Origin of the sequence: Phaeobacter sp. PT47_59, from assembly GCF_028890025.1 — a bacterium.
Taxonomy (GTDB): Bacteria; Pseudomonadota; Alphaproteobacteria; order Rhodobacterales; family Rhodobacteraceae; genus Phycobacter.
In genome coordinates, this window is sequence record NZ_JARCJL010000026.1 from 22,734 (window position 1) to 34,085 (window position 11,352).

At 61.1% G+C, this 11,352-nt stretch carries 12 protein-coding genes; 1 reads left to right on the top strand and 11 read right to left on the bottom strand.

Going from position 1 to position 11,352, the window contains the following annotated elements; translation table 11 throughout:
- Window positions 1–77: 77 nt before the first annotated feature.
- Complete coding sequence (locus tag PXK01_RS18205; RefSeq protein ID WP_274861176.1) at window positions 78–1,451, top strand: multicopper oxidase family protein; 1,374 nt, start codon at window positions 78–80, stop codon at window positions 1,449–1,451.
- Window positions 1,452–1,457: 6 nt separating this feature from the next.
- Here the strand turns inward: PXK01_RS18205 and PXK01_RS18210 are convergent, their stop codons facing one another.
- From PXK01_RS18210 to PXK01_RS18260, 11 genes are all read right to left on the bottom strand, one after another.
- The gene (locus tag PXK01_RS18210) at window positions 1,458–2,774 is read right to left on the bottom strand and encodes a replication-associated recombination protein A (protein ID WP_274849443.1); all 1,317 of its coding nucleotides are present in this window, start codon (window positions 2,772–2,774) and stop codon (window positions 1,458–1,460) included.
- Between the two features lie 3 nt (window positions 2,775–2,777).
- Window positions 2,778–4,163 (bottom strand): trypsin-like peptidase domain-containing protein, encoded by a 1,386-nt coding sequence (locus PXK01_RS18215; RefSeq protein ID WP_274861177.1) that lies wholly within the window; start codon window positions 4,161–4,163, stop codon window positions 2,778–2,780.
- Window positions 4,164–4,294: 131 nt separating this feature from the next.
- Complete coding sequence (locus PXK01_RS18220; RefSeq protein ID WP_274849441.1) at window positions 4,295–5,155, bottom strand: hypothetical protein; 861 nt, start codon at window positions 5,153–5,155, stop codon at window positions 4,295–4,297.
- 230 nt (window positions 5,156–5,385) lie between these two features.
- Window positions 5,386–5,811 (bottom strand): 50S ribosomal protein L17, encoded by a 426-nt coding sequence (gene rplQ, locus PXK01_RS18225; protein ID WP_274849440.1) that lies wholly within the window; start codon window positions 5,809–5,811, stop codon window positions 5,386–5,388.
- Window positions 5,812–5,949: 138 nt separating this feature from the next.
- Entirely contained in the window at window positions 5,950–6,966 is a 1,017-nt protein-coding gene (locus PXK01_RS18230; protein ID WP_274849439.1) for a DNA-directed RNA polymerase subunit alpha, read from the bottom strand.
- A 115-nt stretch (window positions 6,967–7,081) separates the two neighbouring features.
- Window positions 7,082–7,471, bottom strand: a complete 390-nt coding sequence (gene rpsK / locus PXK01_RS18235; RefSeq protein WP_192965437.1) for a 30S ribosomal protein S11 — start codon at window positions 7,469–7,471, stop codon at window positions 7,082–7,084.
- Window positions 7,472–7,486: 15 nt separating this feature from the next.
- On the bottom strand, window positions 7,487–7,855 hold the full coding sequence (gene rpsM, locus PXK01_RS18240) for a 30S ribosomal protein S13 (RefSeq protein ID WP_274849438.1): 369 nt from the start codon (window positions 7,853–7,855) through the stop codon (window positions 7,487–7,489).
- Between the two features lie 357 nt (window positions 7,856–8,212).
- On the bottom strand, window positions 8,213–8,854 hold the full coding sequence (locus tag PXK01_RS18245) for an adenylate kinase (RefSeq protein WP_274849437.1): 642 nt from the start codon (window positions 8,852–8,854) through the stop codon (window positions 8,213–8,215).
- Window positions 8,851–10,215: a preprotein translocase subunit SecY gene (gene secY, locus PXK01_RS18250; protein WP_274849436.1), complete on the bottom strand. Its 1,365-nt coding sequence runs from the start codon at window positions 10,213–10,215 to the stop codon at window positions 8,851–8,853. Before secY ends, PXK01_RS18245 begins: the two co-directional genes overlap by 4 nt.
- Before the next feature lie 110 nt (window positions 10,216–10,325).
- Entirely contained in the window at window positions 10,326–10,796 is a 471-nt protein-coding gene (gene rplO / locus PXK01_RS18255; RefSeq protein WP_274849435.1) for a 50S ribosomal protein L15, read from the bottom strand.
- A 168-nt stretch (window positions 10,797–10,964) separates the two neighbouring features.
- Window positions 10,965–11,180, bottom strand: a complete 216-nt coding sequence (locus tag PXK01_RS18260; RefSeq protein WP_274861179.1) for a DUF1127 domain-containing protein — start codon at window positions 11,178–11,180, stop codon at window positions 10,965–10,967.
- Window positions 11,181–11,352 lie beyond the last annotated feature (172 nt).

The following is an 11,352-nucleotide window of genomic DNA, read 5'->3' on the forward strand; positions in this document are numbered from 1 at the left end:
ACCTTCCAGTGGGTAGAAATCTTGTCATGGGCAAAGGGCTCTCTACCTTGATCTGAACACCACCCACAGGAGAGACCATGCCGACCCGTAGATCCCTGCTTGCCGGACTTGCCACTCTGCCGCTACTGCCGCGCATGGGCCTGTCCGCCTCTGCCCCTCACCGCCTGCGACTGGCGCCCGCGCCAATTCAGATTGCGCCTGCGCAATATGGAAAGACGGATCTCTGGGGGGTGAACGGAAGCGTCCCCGGCCCCGCCCTGCGCGCCCGCCGGGGCGAACGGCTGCGGGTGGAGATCGACAACGCCCTGCCCCAGGCCACCTCGATGCATTGGCACGGCATTCGGATCGAAAACGCGATGGATGGGGTCCCGGGCCTGACGCAGGATCCCATCGCAACCGGAGAGGTCTTCACCTACGACTTTGCCCTGCCCGATGCGGGCACCTATTGGTATCACTCCCATGCTCAATCCGTCGAACAGGTGGAGCGCGGGCTGCAAGGCCCCTTGATCATCGCAGAGGACGAGGCGCCCGATGTGGATCAGGACCTTGTGTTGATGCTGGACGACATCCGCCTTGCTGGTGATGCCAGCGTCGATGCGCAGTTCACCCACCCCCATGACCGATCCCACGCCGGGCGGCTTGGCAACGTGATGCTGACCAATGGGCAGATGGAGGCCAGCTTTCCTGTGACCCAGGGCGAGCGGCTTCGCCTGCGCCTGATCAACAGCGCCAATGCCCGCATCTTTGCCCTCGGCCTGCAGGGGCTGACCGGCTGGATCATGGCCTATGACGGGATGCCGCTCCCCACGCCCGAGGCGATCCCCGAGCGGATGCTGCTGGCGCCCGCGCAACGGATCGATCTGATTGTCGATGTGAGTGCCAGCGCCGGAGAGGACGCGTTCCTGATCCAGTTCGAACGCGACGGCGGCTATGCCCAGGCCATCTTCCCGGTCTCTGCCGGAACCTCAACCACGCGTGGCACACCCGCGCCGCTGCCGCCCAACCCGGACCACCCGATCGAGCTCAGCGATGCGGACACGGTCACCCTGCGTATGGAGGGCGGCGCCATGGGCGGGATGCAGTCGGCGCAATGGCAGGGAAAGGCGCAAGGCATGCGTGCCCTGGCGCAGGCCGGGCAGTTCTGGGCCTTCAACGGCGTTGTCGGTCGCCCGGACAAGCCCTTGGTGCGGGCATCGCTGGGGCAGACCGTCAAGATCGCCATGGTCAATGACACTTCATTCCCCCACGCCATGCACCTGCACGGGATGCATTTTGCCGAAGTCCTGCCAGATGGCAGCCTTGGCCCCCTGCGCGACACGCTGTTGATGATGCGCGGCGAGACGCGCACCGTGGCCTTCAACGCCCATAACCCCGGTAAATGGCTCCTGCATTGCCATATGCTGTCGCACCACGCGGCAGGCATGGGCACCTGGGTCGAGGTCGTCGCCTGAAAGGGCTCAGCTGCCCCGCTGAAGGCGCAGCTTGGCAAAGAACTCGGTCCGCCGTTTCAGCTCGCGCTCGAACCCGCGTTCGACCGGCTGATACAGAACCGGCCGTTTGACACCTTCGGGGAAGTAGTTCTGCCCCGAAAACCCGTCTTCGGCGTCATGGTCATAGGCATAGCCTTCGCCATAGCCCTGCTCGGACATCAGCTTGGTCGGGGCGTTGAGGATATGTTTGGGCGGCGGCGCGCTTCCGGTTTCCTTGGCCAGGCGCCGGGCCGCCTTGTAGGCCATGTAGCCCGCGTTGGTCTTGGGCGCGAGGGCAAGGTAGATCACCGCCTGCGCCAGCGCCAACTCGCCTTCGGGGCTGCCGATACGCTCATAGGTCTCCCAGGCCTGCAGGCACACCGCCTGCGCCTGCGGGTCGGCCAGGGCAATATCCTCCACCGCCATGCGGGTCAGCCGCCGGGCCAGGTAGCGCGGATCTTCGCCGCCCTCCAGCATGCGGGCAAACCAGTAAAGTGCTGCATCCGGGTCCGAACCGCGCACCGATTTGTGCAGGGCCGAAATCAGGTTGTAATGTTCATCGCCCGATTTGTCGTATTTCGCCGCCCGCCGCATCAGCCGTGTCGCCAGCGCCTCGCGGCCCAAGGGGGTCTCCACCTTCCAGGCTGAGACCTGTTCGATCAGATTGAGGAGTGCCCGCCCGTCGCCATCGGCCATCTCCTGCAAGGCATCGCGGGCATCCCCCGTCAGGGGTAAGGCGCGGCCCAGTTCCTTTTCGGCGCGTTGGGTCAGCAACTCCAGATCCGAAAGCGGCAGACGTTCCAAGACCAGCACCTGAGCGCGGGATAAAAGAGCGGCGTTCAGCTCGAAACTGGGGTTCTCCGTGGTGGCGCCGACCAGGAGGATGGTGCCATCCTCCATATGGGGCAGAAACCCATCCTGCTGAGCCTTGTTGAAACGGTGGATCTCATCCACGAACAAGAGCGTCCCCTGCCCGTTGGCACGGCGATGCCTGGCGGCTTCGAACACCTTCTTGAGATCCGGCACACCGGTGAAGATCGCCGAAATCTGGACGAAATGCAGATCCGTTTCCTTGGCCAGAAGCCGCGCGATGGTGGTCTTTCCCACCCCCGGCGGCCCCCAGAACACCAGTGACGACAACGAGCCGGAGGCCAGCATGACGCCCAGCGGCGCCTCGGGGCCCAGAACCTGGCTCTGGCCGATCACCTCGGACAGCGATTTCGGACGCAGCCGGTCGGCTAGGGGCCGGTTCGGCTCTGGCCCCTTATCCGCCTGCGGCGCGTCGCTGTCGAAAAGATCCGCCATGGGTCAGAGCCGTGCCCGCAGGCTGACGCGCTGACCCCGGCGCAGAAGGTCAAGCGCCATCCAGCGACCGCTTTCTTTCAGGATCTCCGCAACATCCGCTGGCTGCATGACCACATCCCCGTTGATCGCCAACAGGACATCGCCGCGTTGCAGACCGACACGGGCGCCATAGGGGCCGGGATCGGCAACCGCCACCCCTTCGGCCGACAGGGGCAACTGCAGTTCGGTGATCGTCTTTGGATTGATCCGCGCGACCGTCAGCCCCGGCAGACGGCTCTTCTCGCCCAGTTGGACAGGCTCTGCGGCAGGCTCGTCCGGGGCGCTGTACATCGCAACCGCGATCACCTCGCGCTTGCCATCACGCAGGCGCACCACCTCGGAGGTGTCGCCAAGCCCGGCGATGGTCATGCGAAACACCATTTCCGAGGGCGAATTCACCGGCTCGCCATCCACCGCGATCACCACGTCGCCGACACGGAACCCGGCCTTGGCAAAGGGGCTTTCGGGATGCAGTTCGGAGATCACCATACCTTCGGGCAGGTCCATCCCAAGGGAGGCCGCCAGGTCGCCATCCAGCGGCTGACCGCTCATCCCCGCCCAGGGACGCTGGAACGCCTCGGCACCATCGCGCGCCTGGTGCAGGAACTCCCGCACAAGATTGGCGGGGATCGCAAAACCGATCCCGTTGGAGCCGCCCGAGCGGCTGAGGATCCGCGTGTTGATGCCGATGAGATCGCCATTCACGTCGATCAGCGCCCCGCCGGAATTGCCCGGATTGATCGGCGCATCGGTCTGGATGTAATAGCCGAAGCCTTCACCGGTGCCGGTACCGGTACGCGCCAACCCAGAGATGATGCCAGAGCTGACGGTCTGCCCCACACCAAAAGGGTTGCCGATGGCCAGAGCCAGTTCCCCGACCTCGACCTCATCGCTGTCGCGCAGGTTCAGATAGGGGAGATCCTCTGCCCCCTCCAGCCGCAGGATCGCCAAGTCGCTGGCCTGATCGGCCAGGACCACCTGAGCGCCATATTCGCGCCGGTCGGTTGTCACCACCCGGATTTCGGTCGCCATGCCGACCACGTGATAGTTGGACACCACGATCCCATCCGCAGAAAGGATCACCCCCGAACCGAGCGAGTTCTGCACGCGCGGGCGTGGATTGGCAAAGTTCCGAAAGAAATCATCAAAGAAGGGATCGTTGGAAAAGGGCGTTCTGGCGCGGGCCTGGGTGACGATCTTGGCATAGATATTGACCACTGCCGGGGCCGCCTGTTTGACCAGCGGCGCAAACCCCAAAGAGATCTCTGCCTGCGACTGTGGCACCCGGGTTTCGGCCGTGGCCTGGCTGCCCAGAACCAGGGTCAATGCAATCAAGACTGCGCGGATCATGTTGCCTCCGTATCCGTTCTGAAACAGGATATGCGAAGGCAGGCGGCGGAATGCAAGCATTGCGCAAGCCCCGCAGATAGGCAGCAGCCGCCAGACCACGCCAGGCGACTGCCTTTGGCTCAGCTAGAGGGTCAACTGGTCAGCAACAGGGCTTGATCTCGCGTCACGCCTTCGATCTGGACGCGGGATTCCGTCAGGAAGGACTTGGCGTCGGCCGAGATGGCGACTGCAATCTGCGCCGGGCTGAGATTGGGGTTCTCAACACCCACGGCGACAAAGAAGTCCGACAGCATCGTGTAGGCGGCGTCCATCGGGATATCGAAAATGGTGCCATCGGGCCGTCCGTCGCCGTCCAGATCGACCGTGGCGATGATGCCAGACGATTTCTTGCCTCCAAAAAGCTTTTTGAAGAATTTCACAACCGATTTTGCACCTTTGGCCACGCCCTTCGCGACCGTGGCGGCCACGTTTGCAAAGAGGTCGGAAAAGACCGCAACCGTGTTGATCACCGCGGCCGTGATCCGGTGAATCGCATCACCAAACCGCTCTACCAGGCCCTGGATCTTCTCCAACGTGGTGGCTAGCTTTTCCAGCACGTTGACAACTTTCTCGAATAGCTCGGCGAAGTCGGTCAGAATCTCATGAGCTTTGGTCAGGGTATCCAGGATATCCCGGCCAAGCTTGCGCACCTTGTCATAGGTTTCAGCCCCCGGCATACCCGTGCCGCCAACCATCATGGCATAGCCCTGCGGCATCACCAGGGGTTTGGCCCCCAAAAGCCCGCCCATCGGATCCGAGCCGAGGCTCACCTTGAAGCCGCTTGCGCCCGCGTTCTTCAAGTTCGCATCGATCAGACCGGCGGTGAGCTTCATCACATCGGGATCACCGGGGTGAACACCTGCGGCCTGTGCCCGCGCAATCATGGGAAAGAAAGGAGAGACAAGAAGGGAAGACAAAGAGGCCGCAAGGGCCTGGCGTCGTGACATGGACATAATCGTATCCTTTTAAAATTGACATAGCGGACACCGCTCCACCTCTGTTGTGGATCTCCTCGGGCCGCACCCGGATCGGTCAAAAACGCACCGATCAAACAGCTGGCAACACAATCCTGAATTGCCAGCTGCGGGAAAGCATCACCCCAATGGGGTATGCGCGCAAAAAAAGACCCCCGCCTGTTTCCAAGCGGGGGCCAAATCACCAGACCTTGCGGTCTGCAGTCTTCTTATTCTTCGTCAGCTGCCGCTTCGGCTTCGGCAACGCGTGCCTTATCGGCAGCGCCCTTGGCGTTCACGTCACGATCAACGAATTCGATGATCGCCATCGGGGCCATGTCGCCATAGCGGAAACCGGCCTTCAGGATGCGAATGTAGCCGCCCTGACGGTCCTTGTAGCGGGGACCCAGCACGTCGAACAGTTTGGTGACATACTGGTCTTCCTTCAGACGCGACGCAGCGTTGCGGCGCGAATGCAGGTCGCCTTTTTTCGCCAGGGTGATCAGTTTTTCAACGATCGGGCGCAGTTCTTTTGCCTTGGGCAGAGTGGTTTTGATCTGCTCATGCTCGATGAGCGAGCCCGCCATGTTTGCAAACAGAGCCTTGCGGTGCTCATGGGTGCGGTTCAGGCGGCGGTATCCACGTGCGTGACGCATTTTCTAGTTCCTTCTAAAGGTTTTGCTTTGTCTGGCGGCCGATGCGTGTCAGCCGCTCTCCTTGGGGCGGATCTGCCCGGGTTTCCCCACCAACGTGGGCATTTGTGGCTGGGGAGGGCCGTGGCCCTCCCCCAATTCTCAGAACGAGTCTTCGAATTTCTTGGCCAGATCTTCGATGTTGTCCGGCGGCCAGTCCTCGACGTCCATGCCCAGGTGCAGGCCCATGCCCGACAGCACTTCCTTGATCTCGTTCAGGGACTTGCGGCCGAAGTTCGGGGTGCGCAGCATTTCTGCTTCGGTTTTCTGGATCAGATCGCCGATGTAAACGATGTTGTCGTTCTTCAGGCAGTTTGCCGAACGCACGGACAGTTCCAGCTCGTCCACTTTCTTCAACAGAAGCGGGTTGAACTCGAGACCGTCGTCTTCGTCCTGGCGGCCAGCGGATTCGGGCTCTTCGAAGTTCACGAAGATCGACAGCTGGTCTTGCAGGATGCGCGCGGCATAGGCCACGGCGTCATCCGGGGTGACGGAGCCGTCGGTTTCCACTTTCATGGTCAGCTTGTCATAGTCCAGAACCTGACCTTCACGGGTCGGCTGCACGTCATAGGAGACCTTCTTGACCGGCGAATAGATCGCATCGATCGGGATCAGGCCGATGGGTGCATCTTCCGGCTTGTTCTTCTCGGCAGAGACGTAGCCCTTGCCGGTGTTGACGGTCAGCTCCATGAACAGGTCGGCGCCATCGTCCAGGTGGCAGATGACGTGATCGCGGTTCAGAACCTCGATGCCCGCGGATTCGGAAATGTCGCCAGCGGTGACAACAGCCGGACCCTTGGCATTGATCGACAGGCGCTTGGGACCTTCGACTTCCATGCGCAGGGACACGCCTTTGAGGTTCAGGATGATGTCGGTCACGTCTTCACGCACACCGGCAACGCTGGAGAATTCATGCAGAACGTTGTCGATCTGAACGCTGGTGATGGCGGCGCCTTGCAGCGAGCTCATCAGAACGCGACGCAGCGCGTTGCCCAGTGTCAGGCCAAAGCCACGCTCCAGCGGTTCGGCAACGATGGTTGCCTGACGCGCGGGATCATTGCCCGGCTTCACTTCAAGCTGTGTCGGCTTGATCAGCTCTGCCCAGTTTTTATGGATCATGCAGTCCCTCCATTCCTGTCTGTACCCCATGTCCTAAGGTGCAGACGCCCGAGGTTTAAAATGACGGACTGGGGCCCGACAAATCAAGCGGGGCCCCAGCGATAGTCTGAAAAAATTAGACGCGGCGACGCTTCGGCGGGCGGCAGCCGTTGTGGGCGATCGGGGTCACGTCACGGATCGAGGTGATGTTGAAACCGATTGCAGCCAGGGCGCGCAGCGCGGATTCACGGCCCGAACCGGGACCTTGAACTTCGACCTCAAGGGTCTTCACGCCGTGTTCCTGAGCTTTCTTGCCTGCGTCTTCGGCGGCCATCTGAGCTGCATAGGGCGTGGACTTACGGGAGCCCTTGAAGCCCATGGTGCCGGCAGAGGACCAGGAGATCGCATTGCCCTGAACGTCGGAGATCAGGATCTTGGTGTTGTTGAACGAGGAGTTCACATGCGCAACACCGGAAGCGATGTTCTTGCGCTCTTTGCGCTTAATGCGGGATTTATCGCGTGCCATGTTCCGGATCCTCCCTTATTTCTTCTTACCGGCAATGGCCTTTGCGGGGCCTTTGCGGGTGCGTGCGTTGGTGTGGGTCCGCTGACCGCGAACCGGCAGGTTGCGGCGGTGGCGCAGGCCACGGTAGCAGCCCAGGTCCATCAGACGCTTGATGTTCATCTGCACTTCACGACGCAGGTCACCTTCAACGGTGTAGTTCGCATCGATGTGCTCGCGGATGGCCAGAACTTCGGAGTCGGACAGCTCGTTGACGCGACGGGTTGCGTCGATGCCCACTGCTTCGCAGATGGCCTGAGCGGAGGTTGTGCCGATACCGGTGATATAGGTGAGGGCGATGGGGACCCGTTTGGCAGTCGGGATGTTAACGCCGGCAATACGTGCCACGTGTCACTTTCCTTTTCGTTGCGGTTCCGTAGCTCCAGAACCTTTTTTCACAACGCTTGACACTGGCGGGATCGCCGGATCGTCAAGCTTGTCTCGAGGTGATCAAACGACGGACGAATCCTGTCGTCTGGATTGATTCCCATTGGGGATGGGCTTCCCTATTGAGATTTGGACAATGCGTCAACCCGGCCCCGGCAGAAACATCAAAGTTTAGCCACGCATGAGAAGGATCTGTTCGACTTGGCCGTGATCGCGACCGTTTTAAACCCGGTTACGACCCAAGAAACGCCCATCCCTGAAACGCAAGAAGCCGGGACCAGGCCCGGCTTCTCATCTCATAAACTCGCTTGGTCGCGCTTAGCCCAGCACCTTGGCGATTTCGGCCTGTACATCGGTGATCGAGGCCAGACCGTCGACCTTCTCCAGCTTGCCCTTGGCATAGTAGTAGCCAATCAGCGGCGAGGTCTTCTTGTAGTACTCCATCAGACGGGTCTTGAGGCTTTCCTCATTGTCGTCCGCACGGCGCTTGATCTCGGTGCTGCCGCAGTTGCTGCACTTACCGTCCGCAGGCCAAGGTTTTGTTTCGTCGTGATAGACTTCGCCGCAGTCGCCACAGGTCGAGCGACCGGTGATCCGCGCCACCAGTGCCGCATCGTCCACCGCCATCTCGATCACCGCATCAAGGCTCTGCCCCATGTCGGACAGCAGCACCGTCAGCGCATCGGCCTGGGCCAGAGTGCGCGGGAAACCGTCGAAGATGAAACCACCCTCGGCACCTTCGGCGATCTTTTCGCGGATCAGGCCGATCACGATCTCATCCGTGACCAACTCGCCACGGGCGATCACCTCGGCAACCTTCTTGCCCATCTCGCTGCCGCTTGCTTGCGCGTCGCGCAACATGTCACCGGTGCTGAGCTGCACCATTCCACGGGTTTCGACCAGATGGCGGGCCTGAGTGCCCTTACCGGCGCCCGGCGGGCCCAAGAGAATAATATTCATCGACGAGCAGGTCCCCGTTTCGTGCGTTTCTTGCCGCGACCGCGCAGCTGGCTTTTCTCGATCAGACCCTCATACTGATGGGCCAGAAGATGGCTTTGCGCCTGCTGGATCGTATCCATCGTCACCGAGACGACGATCAGAACCGAGGTGCCGCCAAAATAGACTGGAATGGCGAACTGGCCGCGCAGGATCTCGGGCAGGAGGCAGACAGCCGCCAGATAGGCCGAGCCGAGAACCAGGATACGGTTCACCACATACTCGATATATTCCGCTGTCTTCTTGCCGGGGCGGATACCCGGAACAAACCCGTTCTGGTTCTTCAGGTTGTTCGCCACTTCCTCAGGCTTGAAGGAGACGTTGAACGTGTAGAAATAGGCGAAGAACACGATCATGGCGACGAAGAACAGCAGGTAAAGCGGCTGGCCGGGGCCAAAGTTGGCCAGAAGCCAGGACATCACCGGACCCGTTGTTGCACCCGCAGAGAAGGTGGAGATCGTCACCGGCAGCAGCAGCAGCGAGCTGGCAAAGATCGCCGGGATCACGCTGGCCGGGTTCACTTTCACCGGCAGGTGCGAGGAACCGCCGTCATAGACCTTCATGCCCACCTGGCGGCGGGGATACTGGATGTGGATCTTGCGCAGTGCGCGTTCCATGAAGACCACGAACATAATCACCGCAATCACCATCACGATGACACCGATCAGCACCGCGGGGCTGATGGCACCCGAACGGCCCGAGGCGAAGAACTGCGCGATGGCAGCGGGAACCTCAGCAATGATGCCGACGAAGATGATCAGGGAGATACCGTTGCCGATGCCGCGCTGGGTGATCTGCTCGCCCAGCCACATCAGGAACATGGTGCCGCCCACCAGGGTGATCATGCAGGCGAGGCGGAAATACATGCCGGGATCGGTCGCCAGATCGCCGGACTCCAGCGACACCGCCAGACCATAGGCCTGCGCCGTTGCCAGCGCGACGGTGCCATAGCGGGTGTACTGGTTGATCTTCTTGCGGCCCTGCTCGCCTTCTTTCTTCAGCTGCTCAAGCGCCGGAACCATCGAGGTCAACAGCTGCACGATGATCGAGGCCGAGATATAGGGCATGATCCCGAGGGCAAAGATCCCCATCCGGCCAAGCGCGCCACCGGTGAACATCGACACCATGCCGCCAATGCCCTGCCCTGCCGAATCCATGAATTCGCGCAACGCCGAAGCGTCAATGCCCGGAACCGGAATGAAGGTGCCAAGGCGGTAGACGATCAATAGGCCGAGGGTGAACAGGATGCGATTGCGCAGATCCGTGGCCTTGCCAAGCGCGGACCAACTGGTGTTCGCCGCCATTTGTTCTGCTGCTGATACCATGAAATGGGTCTCTTCTTGCGAAAACGCCGCCCGGAACCGTTTTCCGGCTCGGACGGCGTATTGGAAAACTGATGACCTATGTAAGCGGCATCGTCGCCGCTCACAAGGCGTTACTCAGCAGCAGCTGCAGTTGCCACGGTCAGGGTGCCGCCCGCTTTTTCAACTGCCTCGACAGCAGCCTTGGAGGCGCCGGTGACAGTGATGTTGGACTTCGCGGAGAACTCACCCTTGGCCAGGATGCGCACACCATCCTTCTTGCGGCGCAGCAGGCCCGATTCGACCAGGCTGTCTTCGGTGATGGTTGCGGCGTCCAGCTTGCCCGCGTCGATGAACTTCTGGATCAGGCCCAGGTTCACAACGGCATATGCCTTGCGGTTCGGCTTGTTGAAGCCACGCTTGGGCAGACGCTGGTAGAGCGGCATCTGGCCGCCTTCGTAGCCATTGATGGCCACACCCGAACGGGATTTCTGACCTTTGATACCACGGCCACCCATCTTACCCTTGCCGGAGCCGGGGCCACGGCCAACACGGGTGCGTTTCTTGGCGGCGCCAGGATTGTCGCGCAGTTCGTTGAGTTTCATATCGCTTCTCCTTGCCGGATGTGACCCCTGAAGCGTAAACGGGCCAACCACGGCGTTTCTTGGTTTTGATTCTGTGGCACGGAATGCCACCGGGGGCGTATAGCCCTAGAGAGCAGCCGTTTCAACCCCGCTGAAAAGGTCTAAACGCATGCCGGTCAATTCAGCTTTTCATAGGCAAGTGACATTGCAACGGGCAACCCGCGCGATGTCGCAGCGGTTGAGACCGATATCGGCGAGTTCCCGATTGCTGAGGTTCTGCAAGGCACGGTAGGTGCGGCGATACTCGGCCCGTTGTTTCATCCTCTGCCGCAGCGTCTGGAGGATCTGGCGCAGGCGCCCAAGGCCGGGGGCCGCGTGTTCGGTTGTCAAAGTGGTATAGGCCATCGGTGTCGTCTTTCTTTCAGCACAACCGAGAACCCTTCCCGGCGCATCGCAATTCGTTTCAGAGCGGCTGAAATAGGGTGCGCGCCCGGGACCAACAACTGACGCTTCTGACATGCTGCTATGCGTTTTTGGAATGCTTGCAGTTTGTGCATCCCTGCATATCCGAGAGGCG

Excerpts from the sequence above, each read along its gene's own strand:
- PXK01_RS18205 (WP_274861176.1), top strand. The coding sequence starts at position 78 with ATGCCGACCCGTAGATCCCTGCTTGCCGGACTTGCCACTCTGCCGCTA.
- PXK01_RS18210 (WP_274849443.1), bottom strand. The coding sequence starts at position 2,774 with ATGGCGGATCTTTTCGACAGCGACGCGCCGCAGGCGGATAAGGGGCCA.
- PXK01_RS18215 (WP_274861177.1), bottom strand. The coding sequence starts at position 4,163 with ATGATCCGCGCAGTCTTGATTGCATTGACCCTGGTTCTGGGCAGCCAG.
- PXK01_RS18220 (WP_274849441.1), bottom strand. The coding sequence starts at position 5,155 with ATGTCCATGTCACGACGCCAGGCCCTTGCGGCCTCTTTGTCTTCCCTT.
- rplQ (WP_274849440.1), bottom strand. The coding sequence starts at position 5,811 with ATGCGTCACGCACGTGGATACCGCCGCCTGAACCGCACCCATGAGCAC.
- PXK01_RS18230 (WP_274849439.1), bottom strand. The coding sequence starts at position 6,966 with ATGATCCATAAAAACTGGGCAGAGCTGATCAAGCCGACACAGCTTGAA.
- rpsK (WP_192965437.1), bottom strand. The coding sequence starts at position 7,471 with ATGGCACGCGATAAATCCCGCATTAAGCGCAAAGAGCGCAAGAACATC.
- PXK01_RS18245 (WP_274849437.1), bottom strand. The coding sequence starts at position 8,854 with ATGAATATTATTCTCTTGGGCCCGCCGGGCGCCGGTAAGGGCACTCAG.
- secY (WP_274849436.1), bottom strand. The coding sequence starts at position 10,215 with ATGGTATCAGCAGCAGAACAAATGGCGGCGAACACCAGTTGGTCCGCG.
- rplO (WP_274849435.1), bottom strand. The coding sequence starts at position 10,796 with ATGAAACTCAACGAACTGCGCGACAATCCTGGCGCCGCCAAGAAACGC.
- PXK01_RS18260 (WP_274861179.1), bottom strand. The coding sequence starts at position 11,180 with ATGGCCTATACCACTTTGACAACCGAACACGCGGCCCCCGGCCTTGGG.